Here is a 25,441-nt window from a genome sequence, read left to right as displayed (position 1 = left end):
AAGCACTTCTGCGAGAGGAACAATCCATGAGATTTCCAGGACTGAAGGTTTGCGGCGCCGCTGTGATGCTTGCCCTGGCGGTGACTGGATGTGGCGGTCAGCCCGCCGCACAGAACGGTGCACCCGCGACCCTCGATGCTTCGGACGCCGATCCGTCCGGCCATTTGCGGGTGGGGTACTTCCTGCCCCCTCGACCGGTCGACCCCTACACGGTCCCCTCGACCGTCGCCGCTTACCCGTACCTGACGCCGCTCTACGATCGTCTCACCCAGATCGTGAACGGTGAGAACGGCGCGGTGCTTGCCCCCATGGTTGCCACCGGATGGGAGTTCGGGCCGGACGGTAGGTCCGTGACCTTCACTCTCCGCGACGATGTCACTTTCTCCGATGGCGCGAAACTCGATTCGGCCGCTGTGAAGGCGTCGCTGGAGCGGGCAATGCGTCTCCCGGGCTCGACGGTCTCGAGCTACTACTCGATGGTCGAGGGAATCGACGCCGTCGATCCATCGACGGTCACGATACGAACGAACCGGCCGGCGTCGGACCTTCCCTATGTGCTGTCCGGCGTCGAGGGGATGCTCATCAGCCCGAACGCCGTCGCCAACCCGGACCTCGACGTGCGTCCGGTCGGGTCCGGGCCCTATGTCCTCGAGACCCTGCGCGTCGGTGATTCGGTCTCGTATGTGCGCAGGGAAGGCTACTGGGACAAATCCGCTCAGCTCCCGGAGCGCATCACGATCACGGGCTACGCGGACGGCAACGCGCGCATGAACGCATTGCGTTCGCGGCAGATCGACCTTGCATACGTCATGCCTGTCGACTACGCCCAGGCGTCGAACCTGGGTCGTGGATTCGGGTTCTACTCGTACCCGCCGTCCACCGCGTACGCAGTCAACGTGAACACCAACTCTGCCGACATGGCTCGACCGGATGTGCGCCAGGCGTTGAACTTCGCGATCGATCGGGACGGGATCAACAAGTCGATCCTGCACGGGCAGTGCACACCCAACCCGCAGGCCGCCACGCCAGGAATGGTCGGCTACCTCGACCAGCCGCCGATCCGGTACGACTTCGACCCCGAGCGTGCCCGGCAGATTCTGGCATCGGCGGGGATTACCGATCTCCAGCTCGACATCATGGCTCCTGCAAGGGTTTCGCCGGTGGTCGAGATCGCGACTGCGGTGCGCTCGCAGTTCGAGAACATCGGGATCAAGGTGAACTTCCAAGAAGTCGATCAGGCGGAGATGAACGCACGATTCAGTCGAGGCGATGCCTACGACGCGGTCATCAACGGCCGTGTGCCGCGGCCGAGTTCGCTCCAGTCGTTCCAGTACTGGTACCGGTCGCCGGCGCTGTTCCCCGGACCCCGCCCGGCAGGCTTCGACGAGACCCTCGACCGCGCGTTCGACCCGAACCTATCCGAGGATCAACAGAACCAAGCACTCGAAGACACGGCGGCGATCGCAACCGAGCAGGCGATGAACGTATTCATCTGCGCTACGCCGACTCAGTTCGCGTACTCCGACAAGGTCATCGGGGCCACCGATATGGCGATGTCCCGTATTCAAGGTGTCCCCGACCTGCGTCACGTCGGTGTAGCGAAGTAGCCCGCACCGAAGGGCGAGAGGGATAGGTTCGTCGCCGGGGCTGCTGCCCCGCCGTGCAGCAGCGTCGGCGATGAACCGCGTCCGGCCACTGACGTGCATCTCGCGTCCACCCCAACGCTGCGCTGGAATCCGACTCCAGCGCAGCGTTTCTCACTTCTGCAGCACGGGTATCCGAGCAGGTCGATCCCGTTGTGCGCGAGCGGCTATCGTCCACGGCTGCCGACGCGCACCCGCCGTCCTTATGGCACCGCGAGCTGACCGATTCTGTTGTGCGGAATGTGTTGCGCTCTATGCAGAGAATGGTTAGCGTGATTCTGAGATATGAACTGCCTCATATTTTCTCGGCACTGCGAGTTGCTTGTTCGCCGCGGGCCAACGGAGTTCGGGAGTTGCTGCATGAGTATCGATGTCGTTGACCAATCGACGTCGGCGCGCTCCGGCGCGGAACCGGTGTTGCGAATCGAGGACCTGTCGGTGGACTTCGTCACCGACAACGGGTGGACCAGAGTGGTCGACGGGATCGGTCTGTCGATCCCGGCGGGGTCGGTGGTCGGCGTCGTGGGTGAATCCGGGTCCGGGAAGACGGTGACATCACTCGCGGTGATGGGCTTGCTACCCGGTGCGACATCGAAGGTATCGGGTTCGATTCGAGTCGCCGGCCGTGAGCTCGTCGGCATGACCGATCGTGACCTGGCAGCGGTGCGGGGCACCGAAGTGTCGATGATCTTCCAAGAACCTCGCCGCAGTTTGGACCCGGCCTTCACGGTCGGATCCCAGATCGCCGAGGTCGTGCGGAGGCATGAAGGGGTGGATCGGAAGGTCGCCTGGGGGCGCGCGGTGGAGATGCTCGATGCGGTGGGGATCGCGGACGCGGCGCGGCGCGCCCACGCCTATCCGCACGAATTCTCCGGTGGCATGTGCCAGCGGGTGATGCTCGCGATCGCGCTGGTGTGCCGGCCGAAGCTGCTGATCGCGGACGAACCGACCACCGCACTGGATGTGACGGTGCAGGCGCAGATGCTCGAACTGATGCGCGACGTGCAGCAGCAGTTCGACGTGTCGATCCTGTTCATCACCCATGATCTCGGTGTCGTCGCCCAGATGTGCGACGTCGTCAACGTCATGTATGCGGGCCAGGTCATCGAGTCTGCACCGGTCGAGGATCTGTTCCTGTCCCCGCTACACCCCTACACACAGGGGCTGCTCGACGCGATTCCGGATCACCGGGATCGATCGGCCCCACTGAAGTCGATCTCGGGAGCGGTCCCTGCACCGTGGGACTGGCCGCAATCGTGCCGCTTCGCGCCGAGATGCCCCCACGTGCGTCCCGAATGCGAAGTCGGTCCGGTTCCGCTCGCGGGCACCGCACCGGCCGGTTCCATGCGTGCAGTGCGGTGTAGCCGTGCGAATGATCTGGTCTTGGAAGGAATTACAGGATGAGCCCGCTGCTGGAAGTGTCCGAGTTGGTCAAGACCTATCCGGTGAAGCGGAACCTGCTCGGGCGGGTACGTGAGCGCACCACGGTGACCGATCACGTCTCCTTCACCGTCGAGCGGGGGGAGACTCTCGGAATCGTCGGCGAATCCGGTGCAGGAAAATCTACCGTCGGCCGCCTGGTGCTGCGGTTGATCGAACCGGATTCCGGCTCGGTGGCGTTCGAAGGTCGCGATGTTCTCGCCCTGTCCAAGAAGGAATTGCGTGCGTTCCGGCAGCGGGCGCAGATGATCTTCCAGGATCCCTTCTCGTCGCTGGATCCACACATGACCATCCGCGAAGCGGTTGGTGAGCCGCTCACGATCCACCGTGGCTTGAAAGGTTCGGAACGGGACGCAGCGGTGACCGCGCTGTTGGGGCGGGTCGGGCTGCGGGTCGACCAGCTCGACAAGTATCCGCGCGAGTTCTCCGGCGGACAGCTCCAGCGCATTGCGATCGCGCGCGCGTTGGCTACCGAGCCGGATTTCATCGTGTGTGACGAGCCGGTGGCCGCGTTGGACGTCTCGATCCAGGCGCAGGTGCTCAATCTGCTGATCGACCTGCAACGCGAGCGGGGATTGGCCTATGTGTTCGTCTCCCATGACCTGTCGTTGGTGAGGTTCCTGGCGCATCGGGTCGTGGTGATGCAGAAGGGAGTCATCGTGGAGACCGGTCCCACCGAGCAGGTGTTCACCGACCCGCAGCACCCGTACACCAGGAAACTGCTCGAAGCGATCCCGGATCCGCGGGCGCACTTCCTCGCTCGGCGCGCCGAAGTGCTTGCAGGCAAGGCTGTGGCGGCGACGGCCGGCCCAGCGAAGGAGTCCTGATGGTGAACCTGATCGCGAAGCGGATCCTCTCGGCGATTCCGATGTTGTTGTTCGTCAGCTTCTTCGTCTACGCATTGGTCGATCTCGTTCCCGGCGATGCGGCGACTCAGCTCGCGGGGGACAATGCCAGCCCCGAGCAGATCGAAGAGACCCGGCAAGCTCTCGGGCTGAACGAACCTTTGATCGTTCGGTACATCGACTGGCTCGGCGGGGTGTTGAGGGGAGACCTCGGGACCTCGCTCTACAGCTCCCAGACAGTTGTGCAGGTGATCGGGGAACGGCTTCCGGTGACCCTCTCGCTCACTGTCGTGACGATGGTGATCGTCGTGTCCGTCGGACTGCCGGCGGGGATCGCCGCCGCGGTGCGCCCGAACTCGTGGTTGGATCGGGGTCTGACCGTGCTGTCGAGCGTGGCAATGGCGGTGCCGCCGTTCATCGTTGCGCTGGCCTTGGTGATTCCCTTCGCGATCCTCAGTCCGATCTTCCCCGCCACCGGGTACTCGCCTCTCGCCGACGGGGCCGGTGCGTGGCTGCAGCATCTGATTCTGCCGTCGATTGCGATCGCGGCAATTTCCGCCGCTGAACTGGCACGACAGACACGAGCCTCGCTCGTGGATGTGCTGGGACGAGACTTCATCCGCACAGCCCGCGCAAAAGGTCTGCTGCAGAAGACGATCATCGGCAAGCACGGACTCAAGAACGCTGGAGTCCCGATAGTCACGGTGCTGGGCCTGCAGGTGTCCCGGGTTCTCGCCGGTGCTGTGACGGTCGAGTTCGTGTTCGCCCTTCCGGGGCTGGGAACGCTCGCTGTCGACTCCGTGTTCTCCCGTGATGTCCCGGTGATCCTCGGCATCGTCATGGTCTGCGCGGTGTTCATCGTGGTGATCAACGTGATCGTCGATGCCTCGTACGGCTATTTCAACCCGCGTGTCCGCGTCTGAAAGGCTCAATCATGATCCAAACGACAGTCGCCACAGCGCCGCGCACGTCGAATCGCCTCATCCATTTCTGGACCAACAGTCGGCCACTGCGTTTGCTCAGAAGCAATCGAAGTGCAATGGCGGCCTTGGTATTTCTTGCCTTCGTTGCGTTACTGGCCGCGATCGGTGGATTGTTGGCGCCGCATGATCCGAACGCTCAGGACCTGTCGAACAGCTTCGCGCCGGCAGGCGGATCGAATCTGCTCGGAACCGACCTGTACGGCCGCGACAATCTCAGCCGCCTGTTGGACGCGGCATCGGTGACCTTGACCGCGATCGTTCAGGCCGTGGGTGTCGCTGCGATCCTGGGAATCCCGTTCGGACTACTCGCCGGCCTGCTCGGTGGCGGAACGGGGGCTGTCCTGTCGCGGATCTCCGACGCCTTGCAGTCGCTGCCGCCCCTGATCCTGGCCGTCGCCATCGTCGGTGTCCTGGGTCCGGGACTGACCAATGCGATGCTTGCGATAGGTATCGTCCTTGCTCCGTCCCTCTTCCGTCTTGCTCGCGGAGCCGCCGAGTCCGTTTCTACCGAAACCTATATCGAGGCTTGTCGTGCCCTCGGTTGTTCCCGGTGGCGCCTACTGTGGCGACACGTGCTTCCCAACGCCGCGTCCCCGATCCTGGTGCAACTCACATTCTCCGCGGGCGTTGCGATCGTCGCCGAAGCGTCGTTGAGCTTCCTCGGTCTCGGAGTCCAGGCGCCGCAGACATCTTGGGGCAGTATGTTGCGTGATGCGTTCGACAACGTGTACACCGATCCGACTGCACTGATCGCCCCGGCAGTCATGATCGTCGCGACCGTTCTGGCATTCTCCACGTTCGGCGACGGTCTCCGTGATGCCATGGAAGGCACCGGCACCACCCGGAAGGTTCGTCTGCTGAGCCGAAACAAGTGACACCCGGCGGTATTCCGCATGGTTCGGCATGTGGGTGCGGCCGTCGTATTCGTACTCGAGCGGAAGCGGTGCTACCGGTGCCGGCGCGGTCCCGGTTGCCTTCGACATTCGGTTCGGCATGGATAGCGCCGCAACAATATTGGTGGTGCCGAGTCGGCGCCGGAGAAGAGCGTTTCTACCCTGGTGGTTGTGCACCCGTCCCCCTATAATACCGGAGTGAAACCGCCGGAAAACGATGCTAATCGACCGCAATACCCGATCGAATCCGTGGACAATGCGCTGCGAATAATCCTGCTGCTGGGTGAGCGTCGTAGCATTCGACTCACCGAGGTGAGTGAGTACCTCTCCGTCGCTTCGTCAACGGCGCATCGCCTACTCGCAATGCTCCAGTATCGCGGGTTCGTTCGGCAGAGCGAAGGATCGAAATCGTATGAGCCGGGACCGGCGTTGACGACGATTGCATTCTCGGTTCTGCGTCAGATCGACGTGCGCGCCCGACTGCATCCGCTTCTCGAGCGACTCGCTGCCGAAATCGGCGAAACGGTTCATCTCAGTCGACTGGAGGGAAAGACGGTGACCTTCGTCGATTCGGTCGAGAGCCCTCAGGCGGTGCGAGTGGGGTCCCGTGTCGGTCTTTCGATGCGGGCGAGTTCGACATCGTCCGGGAAGGCACTGCTGTCACTTCACGACGATCAGACGCTGCGTGAAATGTACCCTTCGCAGCGCCTCGATGGGATGACGGAGAAATCGATTACCAGGAGATCGGACCTTCTCCGTCAAATAGCGGAAGTGCGAAAGTCCGGTTACGCAACCAGTATGGAGGAGAGCGAAGCGGGTGTGGCCTCAGTGGCGGTTCCGTTGGGCGAGTACGGCGCCACCCGGTACGCACTCAATGTGTCCACGCCGAAGGACCGCATGACGGACGAAAACCAAGTCGAGATCGTCGAAGCACTGTTGAAGGCGGCGGAAGACGCTGCGGTCTATTTCCTCTGAGGGCCGATTTCCGACGAAGTGGCTCCGAATGGGGTCGGAATGTCGGCGCTCCGCCGTCGTGAACCCCATCGCCATCGCACGCTGAGTCGGGGTTGCCGGTCTGGGATCATCGTCAGGTGACGCGAATCAGACTGGTGGCCTCCGACCTCGACGGGACCCTGTTGGGGTCCGACCGAACGGTCTCGGCGCGGACGGCCCGAGCAATGGCCGCTGCCCGCGACGCCGGGATCGAGGTGGTGTGGGCGACAGCCCGTGCCCGCCACTCGGTGGACGCGCTGGCACGTTCGTGCGGCTTCCGAGGAGAAGCCATCTGTGCCAACGGTGCGGTCACGCTCGACCTGACCGACGGCACCCCCGAGATCACCGGCACGGTCTCGATCGAGGTCACCGAGGCCCTGGCCGCGATGGAGCGCGTGCGCACACTTGTCCCGGGCGTGGTGTTCGCGAACGTCGGGCCGACGACGTTCGTGGCCGAACCCGAGTACGCGGCGCTGTGCGACTACGCCGACCACCATCGGACGCTGGACGAGATGATCCTCGAGGAGCAGTTGCCGCGGATGACGGAGCCGATGGTCAAGATCGTCGCCCGGCACCCCGAGGTCTCCAGCCACGAGCTGTACCGCCTCGCGGTCGACGCCGGCGTCGACGGTGTGGAGCTGACGCACTCCGGGGCACCGTACGTCGAGATGGCGGCGACCGGGGTGTCGAAGGCCAGTGCGCTGGCGCGCCTGTGCTCGTCGAGAGGCATTGCGGCGCACGAGGTCGCCGTGATCGGAGACGCGGTGAACGACATCCCGATGTTGATGTGGGCCGGGACCGCGCTGTGTCCGGAGAATGCATTGCCGGAGGTGCGCGCGCTCGCCGACCGGGTGCTGCCGTCGAACGACGACGACGGTGTCGCGCAGTACCTCGAGGAACTGGTGGCCTGACCCGATCTGGAGTCGGCCAGGACCTGGCCCGATTCACCGTAATCGGCAATGATGCAATCCGTTGGACAATCGAGACGAAGGGTGCGGCTGGATGCTCAAGCAGGAGCGGGCGGCGATCACGCGGAACCAGATCGTCAAGGGGGCGGCCGAGATGTTCGACCGCGCAGGATACGAGCGCGCAAGCCTCGCCGAGATCGTCGATCTGTCCGGTATCACCAAGGGAGCGCTGTACTTCCACTTCAAGTCCAAGGACGATCTGGCGAGTGTGGTCATCGAGGAACAGCACGCCATCTCGATGAATGCCGTGCAGGCCATCTTGTCGTCGGGTGCTCCCGCACTCGAGCAACTGGCCATGCTCTGCTACGAGATGGCCCGGCAGATGATCGAGGACCCGATCGTTCGAGCCGGTATCCGTCTCACTCTGGAGATGAGCGCCGACGGCGGTCCACGGAAGCCGTACGCGGACTGGATCGTCAGCTGCGAACGGGTCGCGTGCGCCGCGATCGATGAGGGGGACGTCGTCGACACGGTCGTTCCTGCCGAGCTGGGCCGCTTCATCGTCGGTGCCTTCACCGGCGTGCAACTGGTTTCGAACGTGCTGACCGGACGGGACGATCTGTACGAGCGCATCGATCAGATGCTGACGCTGCTGCTGCCCGGGATCATGCCTCCGCGGCGCCGACACAAGATCGACCGGATCCGTGCGGCTCGCTGGACACCACCCGCCGCCGACTGAATCGACCGAGACACCGAGGGCCGGCCCGGGATCGCCGGGCCGGCCCTCGTGTCGGGGAAGCGGAATCAGGCGGGCAGACCCGCGAGCGACTCCATCTCCTTGATGAACTCCTCCGGCTGCCCGAACAGCTGCGAGCTGCCGTGGGCGCGCTTGAAGAACAGGTGCGCGTCGTGCTCCCACGTGATCGCGATGCCGCCGTGCAGCTGGATCGAATCACCGGTGATCGCGAGCAGCGCCTCCGAGCAGTAGGCCTTCGCGACCGCCGCATCGGCGGCGGCCGTCGGCAGACCCTCGCTCAGCGAGTACACGGCCGCGTACGACGCCGACCGCGCCGTCTCCACCAGGAAGTACAGATCTGCCATGCGGTGCTTGAGCGCCTGGAAGCTGCCGATGGCGCGACCGAACTGGACGCGGTCCTTGCTGTAGTCCACCGTCATATGCAGGCAGCGCGCGGCGGCGCCGACCTGCTCGGCCGACAGCGCCACGATCGCGATCTGACGCACGCGCTCGAGGGCCGCGGTCGCGTCGTCGGCGGTGAGCCGGACGGCCGGGGCGGAATCGAACTCCACCAGCGACATCGGACGGGTGAGGTCCATCGTCGGGAGCTGGCGGCGGGCGACACCGTCGGCGGACGGGTCGACCTCGAACAGCGCGATCGCGCCGTCCACCGACGCCGCCACGATCAGCACGTCGGCGTGCGCGCCGTCGAGCACGTAGTGGGCGGCACCGGAGACGGTGTAGCCGTCCGCGTCGCTGCCGGCGGCCGTGCACGCGACCTCGTCACTGCGCCAGTGACCCTCGGGGCCCACCCAGCACAGGGCGGCGATGGACGAGCCCTCGGCGATGCCGGGGAGCAGGCGTTCGCACGCCTCGTCGTTGCCGGTCGCCAGGATCGCCTGCGCGGCCAGGACCGCGGAACCGAACATCGGCGACGGCGTCAGCGCGCCGCCGAGCTCCTCGAGCACCAGGTGCTGCTCGACGAGCGTGGCGCCGAAGCCGCCGAACTCCTCCGGGATCGCGAGCGCCGCGACACCGACCTGCTGGCACAGCACGTCCCACAGGCCGCGGTCGAACGCCTCGCCCGACTCGAGCGTCTTGCGCAGCGCGGCCGCGTCGGCGCGCTTGCTCAGCAGCTGGGCAACCGTCTTGCGGAGTTCGATCTGCTCCTCCGCGAACACTCCGACCCCACTCACAGCGCGCTCGCAATCCGTGCGCGGTGTGCAGAAGCGGTGCCCCACGCGGACTGCAGCGCCCGCGTCTTGGTCAGCCACAGCGACAGGTCGCACTCGAGGGTGTAACCGATCGCGCCGTGGACCTGCAGCGCCTTGCGCGACGCCACGTACGCGGCGTTCGCGGCGGCGACCTTGGCGGCCGACACGTCGCGGGCGACGGTGTCGGATCGCTCGGCGATGGAAATCGCCGCGCCGTACACCAGCGGGGTCGCCATCTCGACGGCCACGAGGGCGTCGGACATGTGGTGCTTGACGGCCTGGAAGCTACCGATGACGCGGCCGAACTGCGAACGGTTCTTGGCGTACTCGGTGGCGGTCTCGATCATCGCGTGGCCGGCGCCGATCAGCTGCGCCGACGCGGCCAGGACCGCGAGGTCGTAGGCCTTCTCGGCGGCGGCGGCGACGTCCGCGCCCTGCGCGAGCGTCTCGACCGACTCGACCTCGAACAGGCGGCGGGCCGGGTCGACCGACTCGAGCTGCGTGGTCGGGCGGACCAGCTCGAGGGTGTCGCCGGAGACCCGCAGGACAGGCTCGGCGACATCGGCGTCGAGGGCGCGCGGCGTGGACGGCTCGAGCACCAGCGACGCGAGGGTGCCCTCGGCGATGCCGGGCAGGAAGCGCTTGGCCAGCTGCTGGTCGTTCAGCGCCGACAGCAGGGCGGGGACGGCGGCGGCCGTCTCCAGGATCGGACCCGGAACCGCGGCGCGGCCCAGCTCGATGAACGCGACGGCCAGGTCGGCCGGATGGGCGCCGATGCCGTCGAACTCCTCGGGCACGGCGAGCGCGGTCACGCCGGTCTCGGCGAGCTGCTGCAGCAGGGCCAGACCCGGAGCGGTGTCGTTCTCACCCCACGACCGGACGACGGCCGGGGTGTTGGCGTTGGTGAGCAGGCCGCGGAGGCTCTCCGCGAAATCGCGCTGCTCGGTGGACAGAGAGAATTTCATCGATCCGCCTTCGGGAGTCCGAGCATCCGCTCGGCAACGATGTTGCGCTGAATTTCGTTGGTGCCGGCGTAGATCGGGCCGGACAGCGAGAAGAGGTACCCGTCCTGCCACTTGCCGGCGAGCTCGCCGTCGGCGCCCATCAGGTCGAGCGCCGTCTCGTGGATGCGGACGTCGAGCTCGGACCAGAAGATCTTGTTGATCGAGCCCTCGACGCCGAGGGGCACACCCTCGAGCATGCGGGTCACGGTGCCCCACGTGTGCAGGCGGTACGCCTCGGCGCCGATCCACGCGTCGACGACGCGGTCACGCATAGCCGTATCGGGTGCGTCGGCAGTGTTCTCGACGCTCTTCCACACCTCGATCAGACGGTTCACCGCGGAGATGAAGCGGCCCGGGCTGCGCAGCGACAGGCCGCGCTCGTTGGAGGCGGTGCTCATCGCGACGCGCCAGCCGTTGTTGACCTCACCGACGACGTCGGCGTCCGGCACGAATACGTCCTCGAAGAAGATCTCCGCGAAGCCGGGCTCACCGTCGAGCTGCGGGATGGCGCGCACGGTGACGCCGTCCTGGTTCAGCGGGAACATGAAGTAGGTCAGACCCTTGTGGCGCTGGGCCTCCGGGTCGGTGCGGAACATGCCGAAGCCCCAGTCCGCGTACACCGCGCGCGAGCTCCACGTCTTCTGGCCGTTGAGGATCCAGCCGCCCTCGGTGCGACGAGCCGTCGAGCGGATGCCCGCGAGGTCGCTGCCGGCCTCCGGCTCGGACCACGCCTGCGCCCAGATGACGTCGGCGCGGGACATGCTCGGCATGATGCGCGCGAGCTGCTCCTCGGTGCCGTGCTCGAACAGCGTCGGCGCGAACAGGAAGATGCCGTTCTGGCTGACGCGGCCAGGGGCACCGGCCTTGTAGTACTCCTCCTCGAAGAGCACCCACTCGATCATCGACGCGTCGCGGCCGCCGTACTCCACCGGCCACGCGACGGTCGACAGGCGTGCGTCGGCGAGCTTGTGCTCCCACTCGCGGTGGGCCTCGAAGCCCTCCGCGGTGTCCATCGACGGCAGCGGTTCCGCCGGGACGTTGGCAGCGAGCCATTCGCGCACTTCCAGCTGGAAGGCGCGGGCCTTTTCATCCAGTTCGAGATCCACTATTTCGCCTTCGCTTTCATACTGTTGACGTCCATTCCACCCAGCGAGTCCCTGCCCACCTCGGCATTGTGCGCGTGGGCAAAGTGGTGCAGGCCGAACACCGAATCCATGCCGGCGCGCTGACCCATGAGGTCCTCGCACTGGTTGACAGCCTTCTTGGTGAGCGCCAGTCCGAACCGCGGCATCTCCACGATGCGGGCGGCCAGCTCGAGGGTCTCGGTCTCGAGGTCGGCGCGCGGCACCACCCGGTTGACCATGCCCACCTCGTACGCGCGCTGCGCGGAGAACCGGTCGCCCGTGAAGAGGATCTCCTTCGCGAACCGCGATCCCAGCACCCACGGGTGTGCGAAGTACTCGACACCCGGAACACCCATACGCACAACGGGATCCGCGAAGAACGCGTCCTCCGAGGCGACGATCAGGTCGCAGCACCACGCGAGCATGAGGCCCCCGGCGATGCAGGCGCCGTGGATCTGGGCGATCATCGGCTTCGGGATCTCCCGCCACCGACGGCACATGCCCAGATAGACCTCGGTCTCGCGGGCGAAACGCTGGTCACCGCCGGCCTTGCCGAGGTGGTCCCACCACAGCGCGGCCTTGTTCTCGTAGTGCACGTGGTGATCGCGGCCGGGCGTGCCGATGTCGTGGCCGGCGCTGAAGTGCTCGCCGTTGCCGGCCAGCACGATCACCTTCACGTCGTCGTCCTCGACGGCCCGCTCGAAGGCGGCGTCGAGGGCGTACGTCATCACCGAGTTCTGGGCGTTGCGGTAGTTGGGACGGTTCAGCGTCACGAACGCGATGTGGTCCCGCACCTCGTAGGTGACGACTTCCCCCTCGTCGGGAACATCCCCCCGATCGGAAACACTGTGGGGGACGGTCATGCCTTGCCCTCCCGCAGATCGTTCTTCAGCACCTTGCCCGAGGGGTTTCGCGGCAGCGCGCCGACGATCGCCACCTCGCGCGGGATCTTGAAGTTCGCCAGGCGCTCCTTGCAGAACGCGATGACCTCGTCCTCGGTCACGACGGCGCCGGCCTTCGGCACGACGTACGCGCGACCGACCTCGCCCATCCGCTCGTCCGGGATGCCGATGACGGCGGCCTCGGCGAGGGAATCCATTCGGGCGAGGGCGTTCTCGATCTCCGCGGGGTACACGTTGAACCCGCCGGAGATGTACATGTCCTTGAGACGGTCGGTGATGTCGAGGTAGCCGCGCTCGTCGAGCACGCCCACGTCGCCGGTGTGCAGCCAGCCGTCCGCGTCGATCGTCTTCTTGGTCGCCTCGGGATCATCGAGGTAGCCGAGCATGACGTTCTCGCCGCGCACCAGGATCTCGCCGTGCTCGCCGATCTTGACCTCCATGCCGGGGATCGCGCGGCCGGACGACGTCGACACCGTGACCGGGTCGTCGTCCATACGGCACATCGTCACGACGACGGCCTCGGTCTGGCCGTAGGCGGTGATGACGGCGTCGTAGCCGAGTTCGGCCTGCATGCGCTCGACGAGCACGACGGGCACGGCAGCGGCGCCGGTGATCGCGACGCGCAGGCTCGACAGGTCGTAGTCGTCGCGGGTCGGGAAGTCGAGGATCGTCTGGTGGATGGTCGGGGCACCCGGCAGCACGCTGATCTTCTCGTTCGCGATCGTCGCCATGATCGTGGGGACGTCGAAGACCGCCGCCGGGACCATCGTGGCGCCGCGCAGGATGCACACCATGAGTCCGGCCTTGTAGCCGAAGGTGTGGAAGAACGGGTTGATGACGAGGTAGCGGTCGTTGCTGTCGACCTCGGCGCAGTCGGCCCACGCGTCGGCGATGCCGACCGTCTGGCGGTGCGCGGTCATGACGCCCTTGCTCTTGCCGGTGGTGCCGGACGTGAACAGGATGTCGGCGACGTCGTCGGGGGAGACGGCGCGGGCGCGAGCGTCGGCCTCCTCCACGGTGACCGGCTCGGCCGCGGCCGCGAGCTGATCCCACTCGAGGATCTCGCCGCCGGGGAACTCGGTGGTCGGGGCGGCGGCCGCGGGATCGTCCGACGGCGTGCGCAGCACGAGCTGCAGAGTCGGGATGCCCTCGTCGCCGGCAGCCTTCAGGACGTCCGCGAGGCGATCGTTCTTGAGGAAGCGGTCGGGGACGACCAGGACCTTGGCCTGGGTGCGCTCGAGCAGGTCGAGGGCCTCGTGACCGGTGTAGCGGGTGCTGATCGGGACGAGTGTCGCGCCGGCGTAGTGCGCGGCCAGGAACGCCTCGATCCAGTGGTGGGTGTTGGGCGCCCAGATCGCGACGCGATCGCCCGCCTCGATGCCCTTGGCCATCAGCGCCCGGGCCGCGAGGCGCACGCGCTCCAGCAGTTCGGTGTAAGTGGTCCGGTCGGATCCGTCCGCAACAGCCTCGTTCGATCCGAATTGTTCAACGGCGCGCCACAGCGCAGCCGGGGTCGTCCGGGGCTCGGTGGTCACATTCGTGCTCACAATCTCTCCTAAGGCGAGGCGGAACCTCTATACAAAGCAAGTGCTTGGTAGGGTACCGTATCGCTGTGGACGTTAGCCAGGGAAGTGCGACCAGCGAGAACGCGACCGCCGACGCGGCCTTTGCGAAGGAAATTCGTGAATGGCTCGAAGAGAACCTCTCCGGGAAGTTTGCCGAGCTGAAGGGCCTCGGCGGGCCGGGGCGTGAACACGAGGCGTTCGAGGAACGCCTCGAGTGGGACCGTCACCTGGCTGCCGCCGGTTGGACCTGCCTCGGATGGCCCAAGGAGTACGGCGGCCGGGAGGCGACGCTGAGCCAGCAGATCATCTTCCATCAGGAGTATGCACGCGCGAATGCGCCTGCGCGCGTGAGCCATATCGGTGAGGAGCTGCTGGGCCCGACGCTCATCGCCTTCGGCACCGAGGAGCAGAAGCAGCGCTTCCTGCCGGGCATCAAGACCGTCACCGAACTGTGGTGCCAGGGCTACTCCGAGCCCGGCGCCGGCTCCGACCTCGCGAACGTGTCGACCACCGCGCGCCTCGACGGCGACCAGTGGTCGGTCAACGGCCAGAAGGTCTGGACGTCGCTCGCCCACCTGGCCGACTGGTGCTTCGTCGTCGCCCGTACCGAGCCGGGCTCGTCGCGCCACAAGGGCCTGTCGTACCTGCTGGTTCCCATGAACCAGGAGGGCGTCGAGGTTCGCCCGATCATCCAGCTCACCGGCACCTCCGAGTTCAACGAGGTGTTCTTCGACAACGCGCGCACCGACGCCGACCTGGTCGTCGGCGGCGAGGGCAACGGCTGGGGCGTCGCGATGGGCACGCTCACCTTCGAGCGCGGCGTCTCCACCCTCGGTCAGCAGATCGGCTTCGCCCGTGAGCTCGAGTCGATCGTCGAACTGGCCGAGCGCAACGGCGCGGCCAAGGATCCCGCGATCCGCAACAAGATCTCCCGCGCGTGGATGAGCTTGCAGGTCATCCGCGCCCACGCGCTGCGCACCCTCGCGAGCGTCGACGCGAGCGCCAACGGTGGCGAGGCGTCGGTCGCGAAGCTGCTGTGGGCCAACTGGCACCGCGGACTCGGCGAACTCGCCATGGAGGTCCAGGGCGCGGCCTCGCTGGTCGGCGTGGAGAACACCGAGCCGGGCGAGGAGCTCAACGATCTGCAGCGCCTGTGGCTGTTCACGCGCGCCGACACCATCTACGGCGGATCCAACGAGATCCAGCGCAACATCATCGCCGAGCGTGTGCTCGGCCTTCCCCGAGAGGCACGCCCGTGACCGCCACCATCAAGTCCCCGCTCGCCGTCGCTCCCGAAGAGGTTGCGGGCCACGACCTGCTCAAGGGCAAGAAGATCGTCGTGACCGCCGCGGCCGGCACCGGCATCGGCTTCTCGACCGCGCGCCGCGCGCTGCTCGAGGGTGCCGACGTCCTGGTCTCGGACTTCCACGAGCGTCGTCTCGGTGAGACCGTGGAGAAGCTGTCTGCCGAGTTCGGCAGCCAGCAGGTCGAGTCGTTCGTGTGCGACGTCTCGAGCACCGAGCAGGTCGACGCACTGATCGTCGGCGCGGCCGAGAAGCTGGGCCGCATCGACGTCCTGGTCAACAACGCCGGCCTGGGCGGCGAGACCCCGATCGTCGACATGACCGACGAGCAGTGGGACCGCGTCGTCGACATCACGCTGACGAGCACCTTCCGCGCCACCCGCGCCGCGCTGCGCTACTTCAAGGGTGTCGAACACGGCGGCGTCATCGTCAACAACGCCTCCGTCCTGGGCTGGCGTGCGCAGCACTCGCAGTCGCACTACGCGGCCGCGAAGGCCGGCGTCATGGCGCTCACCCGCTGCTCCGCGATCGAGGCCGCCGAGTTCGGCGTCCGCATCAACGCGGTCTCGCCGTCCATCGCCAAGCACCCGTTCCTGGCGAAGGTCACCAGCGACGAGCTGCTCGACAGCCTGGCGTCGCGCGAGGCGTACGGCCGTGCCGCCGAGGTGTGGGAGATCGCGTCGGTCATCGCGATGCTCGCGAGCGACTACACCACCTACATGACCGGCGAGATCGTCTCGGTCTCCAGCCAGCGCGCGTAGGTCGTCGACCGTGCCCGCGGTGGCCGAATGTCACATCGGTTCAGTTCAGCTGCGCCGATGTGACATTCGGCCGCTGTGGAAAACTGCCCGCTGGGCGAAATGCGGCGATACCCTAGCAATCGCTTGGTTGGTAGGATGTCCGGCATGACTCCACCCCGAGACGCCGACGAGTCTTCGAACAAGTCCGGGCGTCGCGCCGAGCTCCTCGAACTCGCCGCGGGCCTGTTCGCCGAACGTGGTCTGCGGGCCACCACCGTGCGTGACATCGCCGACGCGGCGGGCATCCTGTCCGGCAGCCTCTACCACCACTTCGACTCCAAGGAGTCGATGGTGGACGAGATCCTGCGCGGCTTCCAGGACGACCTGTTCGGCCGCTACCGAGAGATCGTCGACGCGGGCATGGGCTCGCGCGAGACCTTCGAGGCGCTCGTGATCGCGTCGTTCGAGGCGATCGACGCCTCGCACAGCGCGGTCGCGATCTACCAGGACGAGGTCAAGCACCTCGCCGCCAACGAGCGATTCGCGTACCTCGCCGAGCGTAACCAGGAGTTCCGCGACCTGTGGGTCGGGGTACTCGAGGCCGGTGTCGCCGACGGGAGCTTCCGCAAGGATCTCGACATCGAAATCGTCTTCCGCTTCATGCGCGACACGGTCTGGGTTGCCGTGCGCTGGTACCGGCCGGGTGGTCCGATGACCGCCGAAGCCGTTGCCAAGCAGTACCTCTCCATCGTTCTGGACGGGCTTGCCAGCCCCGACTCCCACAAGTAATCCGAATCCAGGAGCTGTTATGCCCGAGGTTTACATCGTCGACGCGATCCGCACCCCGATCGGCAAGAAGAATGGTGGCCTGGCCCCCGTTCACCCGATCGACCTGGGCGCGCACGTCATCAAGGCCGTCGTCGAGCGCACCGGCATCGACCCGTCGGATGTCGACGACGTCGTCTTCGGCTGTGTCGATGCGATCGGCGGTCAGGCCGGCAACATCGCGCGCATGTCGTGGCTGGCCGCAGGTCTGCCGCAGCACGTGCCCGGCGTGACGGTCGACCGTCAGTGTGGTTCGAGCCAGCAGGCCATCCAGTTCGGTGCGCAGGCGATCCTCGCGGGTACCGCCGACCTGATCATCGCCGGCGGCGTCCAGAACATGAGCCAGATCCCGATCTCGGCCGCCATGATCGTGGGCCAGCAGTACGGCTTCAGCACCCCGACCGCCGAGTCCAAGGGCTGGACCGCGCGCTACGGCGACGAGGAGGTGTCGCAGTTCCGCGGCGCCGAGATGATCGCCGACAAGTGGGACATCAGCCGCGAGGAGCTCGAGAAGTGGGCTCTGCAGAGCCACGAGCGCGCCAAGGCCGCGATCGCCGAGGGGCGTTTCGACAACGAGATCGTCCCGTTCGGTGAGGTCACCACCGACGAGGGCCCGCGCGAGACCAGCCTCGAGAAGATGGCGGGCCTCAACGTGCTGGTCGAGGGTGGCCGCCTGACCGCCGCCGTCGCCAGCCAGATCTCCGACGGCGCCAGCGCGCTGCTGCTCGCGTCGGAGGAGGCCGTGAAGAAGTACGGCCTGAAGCCGCGCGCCCGCATCCACCACATGAGCGCCCGCGGCGACGACCCGATCTTCATGCTGAGCGCGCCGATCCCGGCCACCCAGCACGCGCTGGAGAAGACGGGCCTGACCATCGACGACATCGACCTGGTCGAGATCAACGAGGCCTTCGCGCCGGTCGTGCTCGCCTGGATCAAGGAGCTGGGGGCGGACCCGGCCAAGGTCAACGTCAACGGCGGCGCGATCGCGCTCGGCCACCCGCTCGGCGCGACCGGCACCAAGCTCATGGCGACCCTGCTCAACGAGCTCGAGCGCACCAACGGTCGCTACGGCCTGCTCACCATCTGCGAGGGTGGCGGCACCGCGAACGTCACGATCATCGAGCGCATCCAGGACTAGTCCCGGCCGCTTCCGAAGACCTCCCGAGCCCTCCCGGTCGTCGATCGGGAGGGCTTCGGCGTCTGCACCGCTGTCGAGGTGTCCGTCAGCTGTCCTTGCGCGAGACGCCGGCGATCTGCGTGTTGACCGGCAGGAAGGGCGAGTGCAGCCGGTAGGCCTCGATGGTCGTCTCCGCGAATCCGGCAGCCTCGATGGATGCCTGCAGGTCCCGCTCGCAGGAACAGCCTTCGAAGATCCAATTCCACGGCCGGCGGGCGGCCCGCTGCAGACGCCGGAGCACGGTGCCGTCCGGGGCGGCGACGTGTTCCAGGAAGGCGTATCGCCCGCCGGGACGCAGGACGCGGTGCACCTCGGCGAGGACGGCGCCGGGGTCGGACACGGTGCAGAGCACGAGGCTGGAAATCACCGCGTCCACCGACGCGTCGGGCAGGTCGAGCTGTTCGGCGCCGGTGGTGTGCAGTTCGAGATCGATGTGGGCGCGTGCGGCTCGCGCGCGCAGGCGATCGTGCATGGCCGGGTTCGGCTCGACGGCGATCAGCCTGGTGCCGGCGCGGAGATAGCGCAGGTTGGCCCCCACACCGGGCCCCAGCTCGAGGACCGTAGCGGGAAGGTCGTCGAAGAGGGATCGCTTGTGCGGCCACAGCAGGTGATCCAGGTACCGGTCGAGTGCCGTGAAGAACAAGGCGTTGAACGGCCCGCGGAGTGGATGGGGCCGAAATGCTTCTGGCGTTGTCGGCGTCGGCTCCTTCGGCTCGAAGGACAACACGTCGTGGCTGGCGTCCATCGCTGCGCTCCTTTCGAGGTTCGCGGTCAGTCGATGTGACTACGAGCCTCGCGGAGGGGCGTACCGGCGGATAGGCGGGAATCACCCCTGCCGGTACCTCAATCCGGTACCTCGACGTCGGTTCCCGGGCCGGGGGAGACGCGTCGGGCCCACCAGGCGGCCACCTGGGCGCGGGAGGTGACGCCGAGGCGGAGACGGATGCGCTCGACGTGTCCCTCGGCGGAGCGTTCCTCGATGCCCAGCCGTCGGCCGATCTGCCGGTTGGTCATGCCCTCGGCGACAAGTGCCGCCACCTGCAGCTGCCGTGCGGTCAACTCACCCGAGGGCGGGGCCGGCCGCTCCGACGGGGGCACGGCGGAACTGTCCCCCAGGAATTCCAGGATCACCCGGACGACGGCGGCGGCATCGCCCACATGTGGGAAATGGCTGCTGCCGGGCAGCGAGACCAGGCGCGCGCCGGGGATCCGCGCGGCCAGCTCCCGGCCCGCACGGTAGGGCATCGCCCGGTCTCCGCGCCGGTGCACCACCAGCGTCGGCGCGGAGACGCGGGCGAGTAGATCGGTCACGTCGATCTCGTAGCACTGCGCGAGCAGGTCGACGGCGAGGAGTGGCGACGCCGCCTCCCGCTGCAGCCGAGCGAAGAGCGCCTTGGTCGCGGCACTGCCGTCCGGCAGGAAGATGTCGGTGAGTAGCTCCGACCCCAATCCCCAGTGCGCCCGGATCATGCCCAGCATGGCGGTGCGGACCTCCGGCGTGGCGATGTGCGCGCCGTCGGCGTAACCGCCGTACAGGATCAGCCGGCCGACCCGCCCAGGGAACCGCGCCGCGAAGGCGACCGACACCGGCGCCCCCAGGGAGATGCCCAGTAGGTCGAAGCGCTCCAAGTCCAGGTGATCGGCGAGGGCCTGAAGCACCGCCACATCGGTGTCCAGCCCCTGGGCGCCGGGCCAGGGGTCGGAAAGCCCGCAGCCGGGCCGGTCGTACTGCACCACCGTGCGGACCGCTGACAGAGGAGTGAAGAAGGCGCGGTAGGCCGGGTCCTGCCACAACAGTTCCAGATGGCTGATCCACGCCGCGGGAACGAGGAGTGCCTGCCCCCTTCCCATGCAGGTGTAGGCGATCCGCGCGCCGGTCGGCGCCGTGCAGAAGCGGACCGGGCGGCGCGGCTCGGGTGCCTCCTGCGAGGACGGTTGGCCCATGTGGGCCTCCAGCCTTGTGATGCCTAGGTCAAAACACCATCATGCCCGAAGACGCGGCAGTGTGGCTTGCCGTCGCGTCGTTCATTCGTGATCACGCGGTCGCAGCTTCAACGTGAAGCCGACGGGCATGAGCGTCAGACGTTCCTGGATGCGCAGCCGGTAATCCGGGTCCGCGGAGAAGTCGTAGCGGCGCAGAATGGTTCCCAGCACGAGGACGGCTTCGTGGATCGCGAATTGTCTTCCGATGCAGGCGCGTTCGCCGGTGCCGAACGGCTTGTAGATGTGCGGCGCCCGGCCGCGGACGTGCTCGGGGGAGAAGCGTTCGGGGTCGAACCGCTCCGGGTCGTCGCCCCACGCCGGGTCGCGGTGCAGTGCCGGGATGAGCACGAGCATCCAGTCGCCGGCCCGCATCGGGTACCGGCCGGCGAGCACGGTGTCCTCCCGCGCCTCGCGTGCGTACGCGGGAGCTGTCGGCCACAGGCGCAGCGTCTCGTCGAGGATGCGTCGGACGTAGCGCAGCTTCGCGATCTTCTCGAACGGTGGCGTCTCGTCGCCCCACACCGCGTCCACCTCGGCGCGCGCCCGCGCGAGGACGTCCGGGTTGTGTGCGAGGTAGTAGAGAGCGAACGACAATGCGCCCGAGGTAGTTTCGTGACCGGCGACGAGGAATGTCACCACCTGGTTGCGAATGTTCACCTCGTCGAGGCGGTTCGGGTCGCCCTCGCGGGCTGTGCGCAGCATGATCTCGAGCAGATCCTCGGGGCCCTCGCCGACCGTGTCACGGCGATGTCGGATCACCTCGTCGACCACGTCTGCCATGTACGCGGTGTCGGCCGCGTTCTGCTGATCGGACTTGCGGTACAAGAACTTCGAGAGCAGTGGCACATTGCGGAACGTGCGGCGCTGCGCGTGCGTGAGGGCCCGGACCATCGCCTCGACGAACGGGTGCGGATGCTCGCGGCGGAACGAGTCGAACGAATAGCTGAAGCCGGTGCGCCCGATGGTCTCGAGGGTCAGCTTCGTCATGTCCGACGACACGTCCACCGGGGCGCCCACCCGTGCGTCCCAGTGGTCGGTGAGCTCACCCGCCACCTGCACCATGATGTCGTGGTACGAGCGCATCGCGGCCTGCGTGAACGCCGGGCGCAGCAGGTTGTGCGCCCGCGCCCAGTTCGGTTCCTCGTTGTACGCGGTGAACAGGCCGTCGCCGCCGATGCCACGCAACTCTGCGATGCCGGGCGCAACGTTCTTCGCGAAGCGGGACTCGTCGGACAGCTCCGCGACCATGTCGGCACCGGAGACGAACACGAACCGGTGGCCCAGGGCCTTGCGCTCGAAGATCGGTCCCAGCTTCCTGCCGAGCCGCATCGAGTCCTGGACCGGGGTGTGCAGCGAGACGCCGAGGACGTCGCCGAGCAGGGGCAGACGGCGCGGCGGATGGGGGATCGACGCGGCTTCGGTATCCAGTTCCAACGCGACGCGCATGGTTCCCCCGCAGTGACGGCCCGGTATCTGATACCGAAAGTACGCGGTATCTCGGGCACGTGGAACCCTTTCGGACGTCGTTTCGCGGGATTACCGTTCGAGGCATGTGCCGAAACATCACCGAGCTGCGCGGGCTCGAACCGGCAGCCACACCCGAGGAGATCGAGGCCGCAGCCCGGCAGTACGTCCGCAAGGTCAGTGGCATCCACAAACTCTCGGACGCCAACCGGGCGGCCTTCGAGAAGGCCGTCGAAGAGGTCACCGCGACGACAGCGGAGTTGCTTGCCGCCCTGCCGGCGCGAAGGCAGCCACCCAAGACCGTCCCACCGCTGCGGCGGCCCGAGGTCCGGGAGCGGATCGCTGCACGGGGTGCGGCAGCGTCTTCCTGACTCCCCTCGAGGCGCTCCGAAGCCCTCCGAGGGGGCGGGTCGAATCGGTCCGCCGGCCCAGGTACTATCCCGAATTGCAAATTGTCCGGCCTGGGGGATGCGGGTCGGCGGGGGACGATCATCGTGATGGGGGCGGCGTTGTTGCCGAGGGGGATTGCCGGGCGTTCACGTGCCCGGGTGGCGGGCGCTTCGGTCGCTAGCCACGTCGATGCCTCCTTCCCCGCGAGCCATCGGACGTCTCTGTCGCCGTCTCAGTGCTCCGTCTGGTCGGGCCGATCGACTTCGTTCAGGACACCGAGGGGGATTCGATAGATGGGTAAGCACCACAAGTCGCGTGTAGGGACGGTTGCACGCGTCGCGATCGTTCCGTCCGCTGCGGCCGCCGTACTGGTGGCGGCCTCGGGCGCGGCGCAGGCGGCACCGAACCAGCTGCCCTCGCAGGGTGGTGTCACATCCACTCCCTCGACGCAGGGTGGCGTGACGTCGGCGCCGTCGACGCAGGGTGGCGTCACCTCGGCGCCCGCGCAGCCCGAGCCCGTGTACTGGGTGGAGCCGCCGGCGCAGTACCAGAACATCGAGTACCAGCCGCTCGAGTACTACAACTACGACACCAACACCTACGACGCACCCGACGACTACTACGTTGCGCCCGTGCAGGTTCAGGACCTGCACCTGCCCACGTACGTCGAACCCACCGCGCCGATCATCGCGCCGCGGGAGACCCTGCGCCTCGGCACCTACCATGTGTCGCAGCCCAACTGGATGACCGACGGCGACCTCGCGCGCACCAACAACACCTCCGCCGTCATCGAGGCCGAGGTGTCGACATTCTGGCGCTCGCTGGGCGTCGAGACCAGCCGCGCCAACCGGGTCGCCGCCGCGCAGCTCGGCATGGGTGCGGCGCACGCGGCCGGATGGGGCGTCGTCGGCGCCTTGGCGGGTGGGACGATCGGTGGCGTCATCGGTGCCGGAATGTCGGGCGGGACGCTCCTCAGCATTCCGGGGCAGGTCATCTTCGTCACCAACGGTGTTGCCGGCACTGCGATCGGTGCTGCGGTAGGAGCAGCGGTCTTTGCCGCGCCAGCCGCTGTCACGGGCGTCGTGGCCGGAACCATGGTCGGCGCCGGCGATCTCGGTGAGCCGCAGCCGCTGCCGGATCCTGCCGACAAGGTCTTCCGCGACGTCGACAAGCCGGAGATCAAGGCCTGGACGGAGGAGACCCTCGCGCAGTGGGAGACGAACCCGGCCGGTGCTGCTGCGGCGTCGGCTGTGCGTGACGCCGTTGCTGCGGCGCCCGGAATGGACCGTCAGGCACGCGATTTCGTCGCATCCCAGCCCGGCGGCGACCAGATGCTCGAGCAGGTCGACGCACGCCTCGCGGGATTCTTCAAGGACTCGTCCCTCGGTGTCGCGTCGAACATGATCAGCGACGCCGTCGGGACCGGCATCCAGGCTTGAGACAGGGGTGGGGCGGGCCCGGACGCGGGCCCGCCCCACCTTCGCAGGAGGACATATGGCGACGGACAACCGGACCGAGCACTCTCTGTTCCCGGACGTGACCGAGCACTACGAACGGGAACCGGCCACCGAGGAATCCGCGCCGCAGGCTCCACCCGAGCCACCCGCCGTGCCGGAGGAGGTGTCAGTTCGGGTTCCGAACCCTGCACCGGAGCAGGATGTTCCGGTCGACGGTGCGTCGGTCGGCGCCCTGCCTCCCCAGGCCGACCTATCGATGGATTCGACTCTGCCCGACGAGTTCGACCAGATGCCGACCTGGTTGGTTGCCCCGGAATCACCTGCCCCCGACCGAAAGAAGCGCGAGAAGCGCGCGAAGGGCGAGAAGCGGGAGAAGCCTGAGAAGGCGGCGAAGCCTGAGAAGGCCGCGAAGCCCGAGAAGGCTGCGAAGCCCGAGAAGGCTGCGAAGCCCGAGAAGCCCGAGAGGGCAGCAAGACCGGAGAAGGCGGCAAAGCCCGAGAAACCCGAGACGGCGACGACCGGCGGCCGGAAGCCCCTCCTGATCGGCGGCGCTGCGGTCGCACTCCTCGCGATCGCGTCGGCGGCAACCGTGATCGTCCTCGGTAGTGGCGACACTGCGACCGAGGGCACGCCGAAACCGGCTGCCGTCGCTGCGGCCACGACATCGGCGACCTCGACAACGCCGGAGGCGGCGGCCCCAGCCCCGGCGTGGTGTGTGGAATCGGCGGCCGACGGCCGCAGCGTTGGCCGCGGCCCCGGTAGCACCTCGGACGGCCCCGGTGTCATCCGAGCCTTCGACCACGCCTACTACGTCGAACGGGACGGTGCACGGGTTGCATCGCTCATGGTCGCGCCCAACGCGGTTCCGGAGATCCAGAAGTGGATCGACGACGTCTCCCTCGGCACCGAGCACTGCGTCACCGTCGCCTCCACCCCCGACCCGAACGTCTTCAATGTCGATCTCGGGCTGCGCAAACCGGGCTCGTCCGATGGCGTCATCCGTCAGCGGATCACCGTCGCCCCGTCACCCACGGGATTCAAGATCGCGAAGGTGGAGGACACGCAATGAGCAACGTGGTCTCGCTGCGCCGGGTGCCGAACATGCCCGAGCCCGAACGGGTGTCCGCGGCGGTCGTGGCCGGTTCGGGCGGTGCGGCAACCACCACTACCGCCTACGGCCTGGCAACCGCGCTGCGACTCGGAACCGGCAAAGAGGTCTCGGCCGTCGACGCGACCAGCGACGGCGGAAACCTGCTCTCCCGAACAGGATTCGAGGGCGTCGACCAGGCACGGTCGATTCGGCAGTTCGAGTCCCGTATGGCGCTGACGTCGGCCGGTGTCGTGGTGGTCGGTGGCAGCGACGGGCAGCCCAGCGACCCCGCGATCGTCGACGAACTCCTCGCGGCCCGCCACAGTGCCCGCATCCACGACGTCGGTACGGCACTGCGTTCCCCGCGACTGGCCCCGCTGATCAGGTCGGGTGCCGCGCTGGTGATGGTCGCCCCCGCGCGCTCCGAACCGCTGAGTCGCCTGCGCGACGCCCTCACATGGGTGATGTCGACGTACGGGGCGCAAGTGCTCGGCGAGGCGATCGTCGTCGTCTCGCACCAGATGCCCGACGCGCCTGTCGATCTGGGTCCGATTCGGGACGCCCTGTCGCCGCGGGTCGCGGGGTTCGTCGAGGTCCCGTTCGATACCGCCCTCGCGCAGCCCGGCGTTCTCGACCACCGCAGGCTCGCGCCGTCGACCATCGACTCGTGGACGGACGCGTTGGACGTGATCGGCGGGCTCCTCTCGCGGTCGGAGCCCGGAGCGACGGCCGGTAGCGAACTCGCCTGACATCGCGGCGGA

24 protein-coding genes are annotated in these 25,441 nt (G+C 67.3%); 16 read left to right on the top strand and 8 right to left on the bottom strand.

What is annotated here, in order from left to right:
* The first annotated feature begins 26 nt into the window (after positions 1 to 26).
* From ABI214_RS10190 to ABI214_RS10155, 8 genes are all read left to right on the top strand, one after another.
* Complete coding sequence (locus ABI214_RS10190) at positions 27 to 1,607, top strand: ABC transporter substrate-binding protein (protein ID WP_348609660.1); 1,581 nt, start codon at positions 27 to 29, stop codon at positions 1,605 to 1,607.
* A 321-nt stretch (positions 1,608 to 1,928) separates the two neighbouring features.
* Positions 1,929 to 3,047: an ABC transporter ATP-binding protein gene (locus ABI214_RS10185; RefSeq protein WP_348609657.1), complete on the top strand. Its 1,119-nt coding sequence runs from the start codon at positions 1,929 to 1,931 to the stop codon at positions 3,045 to 3,047.
* The gene (locus tag ABI214_RS10180) at positions 3,044 to 3,910 is read left to right on the top strand and encodes an ABC transporter ATP-binding protein (protein WP_348609654.1); all 867 of its coding nucleotides are present in this window, start codon (positions 3,044 to 3,046) and stop codon (positions 3,908 to 3,910) included. Before ABI214_RS10185 ends, ABI214_RS10180 begins: the two co-directional genes overlap by 4 nt.
* Complete coding sequence (locus tag ABI214_RS10175; RefSeq protein ID WP_348609651.1) at positions 3,910 to 4,851, top strand: ABC transporter permease; 942 nt, start codon at positions 3,910 to 3,912, stop codon at positions 4,849 to 4,851. Before ABI214_RS10180 ends, ABI214_RS10175 begins: the two co-directional genes overlap by 1 nt.
* Before the next feature lie 11 nt (positions 4,852 to 4,862).
* A complete protein-coding gene (locus tag ABI214_RS10170) occupies positions 4,863 to 5,786 on the top strand; it encodes an ABC transporter permease (protein WP_348609648.1) in 924 nt (307 codons plus the stop codon).
* 216 nt (positions 5,787 to 6,002) lie between these two features.
* Positions 6,003 to 6,779, top strand: a complete 777-nt coding sequence (locus tag ABI214_RS10165) for an IclR family transcriptional regulator (protein WP_348609645.1) — start codon at positions 6,003 to 6,005, stop codon at positions 6,777 to 6,779.
* 116 nt (positions 6,780 to 6,895) lie between these two features.
* Positions 6,896 to 7,708, top strand: coding sequence for an HAD family hydrolase (locus ABI214_RS10160; RefSeq protein ID WP_348609643.1), 813 nt, complete (start codon positions 6,896 to 6,898; stop codon positions 7,706 to 7,708).
* A 91-nt stretch (positions 7,709 to 7,799) separates the two neighbouring features.
* Entirely contained in the window at positions 7,800 to 8,444 is a 645-nt protein-coding gene (locus ABI214_RS10155) for a ScbR family autoregulator-binding transcription factor (protein WP_348609641.1), read from the top strand.
* Positions 8,445 to 8,509: 65 nt separating this feature from the next.
* Here the strand turns inward: ABI214_RS10155 and ABI214_RS10150 are convergent, their stop codons facing one another.
* From ABI214_RS10150 to ABI214_RS10130, 5 genes are read right to left on the bottom strand one after another with little or no spacing between them, the layout of a single operon-like run.
* A complete protein-coding gene (locus tag ABI214_RS10150) occupies positions 8,510 to 9,637 on the bottom strand; it encodes an acyl-CoA dehydrogenase family protein (RefSeq protein WP_348609638.1) in 1,128 nt (375 codons plus the stop codon).
* Positions 9,634 to 10,620, bottom strand: coding sequence for an acyl-CoA dehydrogenase family protein (locus ABI214_RS10145; protein ID WP_348609635.1), 987 nt, complete (start codon positions 10,618 to 10,620; stop codon positions 9,634 to 9,636). Before ABI214_RS10145 ends, ABI214_RS10150 begins: the two co-directional genes overlap by 4 nt.
* Complete coding sequence (locus ABI214_RS10140; RefSeq protein WP_348609632.1) at positions 10,617 to 11,765, bottom strand: acyl-CoA dehydrogenase family protein; 1,149 nt, start codon at positions 11,763 to 11,765, stop codon at positions 10,617 to 10,619. The genes ABI214_RS10145 and ABI214_RS10140 overlap by 4 nt, the downstream gene beginning before the upstream one ends.
* A complete protein-coding gene (locus ABI214_RS10135; RefSeq protein WP_348609629.1) occupies positions 11,765 to 12,646 on the bottom strand; it encodes an enoyl-CoA hydratase in 882 nt (293 codons plus the stop codon). The genes ABI214_RS10140 and ABI214_RS10135 overlap by 1 nt, the downstream gene beginning before the upstream one ends.
* Positions 12,643 to 14,220 (bottom strand): FadD3 family acyl-CoA ligase, encoded by a 1,578-nt coding sequence (locus tag ABI214_RS10130; RefSeq protein ID WP_348611466.1) that lies wholly within the window; start codon positions 14,218 to 14,220, stop codon positions 12,643 to 12,645. The genes ABI214_RS10135 and ABI214_RS10130 overlap by 4 nt, the downstream gene beginning before the upstream one ends.
* A gap of 77 nt (positions 14,221 to 14,297) precedes the next feature.
* Between ABI214_RS10130 and ABI214_RS10125 the strand changes: the two genes are divergently transcribed.
* The 4 genes from ABI214_RS10125 (at position 14,298) to ABI214_RS10110 (ending at position 18,257) form a co-directional block, all read left to right on the top strand.
* Entirely contained in the window at positions 14,298 to 15,509 is a 1,212-nt protein-coding gene (locus tag ABI214_RS10125; RefSeq protein WP_348609626.1) for an acyl-CoA dehydrogenase family protein, read from the top strand.
* On the top strand, positions 15,506 to 16,315 hold the full coding sequence (locus tag ABI214_RS10120) for an SDR family oxidoreductase (protein WP_348609623.1): 810 nt from the start codon (positions 15,506 to 15,508) through the stop codon (positions 16,313 to 16,315). Before ABI214_RS10125 ends, ABI214_RS10120 begins: the two co-directional genes overlap by 4 nt.
* 144 nt (positions 16,316 to 16,459) lie before the next feature.
* On the top strand, positions 16,460 to 17,083 hold the full coding sequence (locus ABI214_RS10115; protein ID WP_174908103.1) for a TetR/AcrR family transcriptional regulator: 624 nt from the start codon (positions 16,460 to 16,462) through the stop codon (positions 17,081 to 17,083).
* A gap of 19 nt (positions 17,084 to 17,102) precedes the next feature.
* Positions 17,103 to 18,257 (top strand): acetyl-CoA C-acetyltransferase, encoded by a 1,155-nt coding sequence (locus ABI214_RS10110; protein WP_348609617.1) that lies wholly within the window; start codon positions 17,103 to 17,105, stop codon positions 18,255 to 18,257.
* An 85-nt stretch (positions 18,258 to 18,342) separates the two neighbouring features.
* Here ABI214_RS10110 and ABI214_RS10105 read toward each other — a convergent pair whose 3' ends face one another.
* From ABI214_RS10105 to ABI214_RS10095, 3 genes are all read right to left on the bottom strand, one after another.
* Complete coding sequence (locus tag ABI214_RS10105) at positions 18,343 to 19,041, bottom strand: class I SAM-dependent methyltransferase (RefSeq protein ID WP_348609613.1); 699 nt, start codon at positions 19,039 to 19,041, stop codon at positions 18,343 to 18,345.
* A gap of 98 nt (positions 19,042 to 19,139) precedes the next feature.
* Positions 19,140 to 20,240: an alpha/beta fold hydrolase gene (locus ABI214_RS10100; RefSeq protein ID WP_348609609.1), complete on the bottom strand. Its 1,101-nt coding sequence runs from the start codon at positions 20,238 to 20,240 to the stop codon at positions 19,140 to 19,142.
* Positions 20,241 to 20,321: 81 nt separating this feature from the next.
* Positions 20,322 to 21,725 (bottom strand): cytochrome P450, encoded by a 1,404-nt coding sequence (locus ABI214_RS10095; RefSeq protein ID WP_348609606.1) that lies wholly within the window; start codon positions 21,723 to 21,725, stop codon positions 20,322 to 20,324.
* Between the two features lie 104 nt (positions 21,726 to 21,829).
* Between ABI214_RS10095 and ABI214_RS10090 the strand changes: the two genes are divergently transcribed.
* The 4 genes from ABI214_RS10090 to ABI214_RS10075 all read left to right on the top strand — a co-directional run bounded on the left by ABI214_RS10090 (position 21,830) and on the right by ABI214_RS10075 (position 25,429).
* Positions 21,830 to 22,114, top strand: a complete 285-nt coding sequence (locus ABI214_RS10090) for a DUF2277 domain-containing protein (RefSeq protein WP_348609602.1) — start codon at positions 21,830 to 21,832, stop codon at positions 22,112 to 22,114.
* A gap of 312 nt (positions 22,115 to 22,426) precedes the next feature.
* A complete protein-coding gene (locus ABI214_RS10085) occupies positions 22,427 to 23,572 on the top strand; it encodes a hypothetical protein (RefSeq protein WP_348609597.1) in 1,146 nt (381 codons plus the stop codon).
* A 55-nt stretch (positions 23,573 to 23,627) separates the two neighbouring features.
* Complete coding sequence (locus ABI214_RS10080; protein WP_348609592.1) at positions 23,628 to 24,659, top strand: hypothetical protein; 1,032 nt, start codon at positions 23,628 to 23,630, stop codon at positions 24,657 to 24,659.
* A complete protein-coding gene (locus tag ABI214_RS10075) occupies positions 24,656 to 25,429 on the top strand; it encodes a hypothetical protein (RefSeq protein ID WP_348609589.1) in 774 nt (257 codons plus the stop codon). The genes ABI214_RS10080 and ABI214_RS10075 overlap by 4 nt, the downstream gene beginning before the upstream one ends.
* Positions 25,430 to 25,441: the final 12 nt, after the last annotated feature.

Origin of the sequence: Prescottella soli, from assembly GCF_040024445.1 — a bacterium.
GTDB classification, from domain to species: Bacteria; Actinomycetota; Actinomycetes; order Mycobacteriales; family Mycobacteriaceae; genus Prescottella; species Prescottella soli.
The sequence above is the reverse complement of the archived record's forward strand: the minus strand, read 5'-3'. Positions and strand labels throughout refer to the sequence as shown.

Coding starts and splice junctions, on each gene's coding strand:
- ABI214_RS10180 (WP_348609654.1), top strand. CDS start 3,044: ATGAGCCCGCTGCTGGAAGTGTCCGAGTTGGTCAAGACCTATCCGGTG.
- ABI214_RS10080 (WP_348609592.1), top strand. CDS start 23,628: ATGGCGACGGACAACCGGACCGAGCACTCTCTGTTCCCGGACGTGACC.
- ABI214_RS10075 (WP_348609589.1), top strand. CDS start 24,656: ATGAGCAACGTGGTCTCGCTGCGCCGGGTGCCGAACATGCCCGAGCCC.
- ABI214_RS10145 (WP_348609635.1), bottom strand. CDS start 10,620: ATGAAATTCTCTCTGTCCACCGAGCAGCGCGATTTCGCGGAGAGCCTC.
- ABI214_RS10110 (WP_348609617.1), top strand. CDS start 17,103: ATGCCCGAGGTTTACATCGTCGACGCGATCCGCACCCCGATCGGCAAG.
- ABI214_RS10115 (WP_174908103.1), top strand. CDS start 16,460: ATGACTCCACCCCGAGACGCCGACGAGTCTTCGAACAAGTCCGGGCGT.
- ABI214_RS10170 (WP_348609648.1), top strand. CDS start 4,863: ATGATCCAAACGACAGTCGCCACAGCGCCGCGCACGTCGAATCGCCTC.
- ABI214_RS10090 (WP_348609602.1), top strand. CDS start 21,830: ATGTGCCGAAACATCACCGAGCTGCGCGGGCTCGAACCGGCAGCCACA.
- ABI214_RS10085 (WP_348609597.1), top strand. CDS start 22,427: ATGGGTAAGCACCACAAGTCGCGTGTAGGGACGGTTGCACGCGTCGCG.
- ABI214_RS10100 (WP_348609609.1), bottom strand. CDS start 20,240: ATGGGCCAACCGTCCTCGCAGGAGGCACCCGAGCCGCGCCGCCCGGTC.
- ABI214_RS10095 (WP_348609606.1), bottom strand. CDS start 21,725: ATGCGCGTCGCGTTGGAACTGGATACCGAAGCCGCGTCGATCCCCCAT.
- ABI214_RS10185 (WP_348609657.1), top strand. CDS start 1,929: ATGAACTGCCTCATATTTTCTCGGCACTGCGAGTTGCTTGTTCGCCGC.
- ABI214_RS10105 (WP_348609613.1), bottom strand. CDS start 19,041: ATGGACGCCAGCCACGACGTGTTGTCCTTCGAGCCGAAGGAGCCGACG.
- ABI214_RS10155 (WP_348609641.1), top strand. CDS start 7,800: ATGCTCAAGCAGGAGCGGGCGGCGATCACGCGGAACCAGATCGTCAAG.
- ABI214_RS10135 (WP_348609629.1), bottom strand. CDS start 12,646: ATGACCGTCCCCCACAGTGTTTCCGATCGGGGGGATGTTCCCGACGAG.
- ABI214_RS10190 (WP_348609660.1), top strand. CDS start 27: ATGAGATTTCCAGGACTGAAGGTTTGCGGCGCCGCTGTGATGCTTGCC.
- ABI214_RS10175 (WP_348609651.1), top strand. CDS start 3,910: ATGGTGAACCTGATCGCGAAGCGGATCCTCTCGGCGATTCCGATGTTG.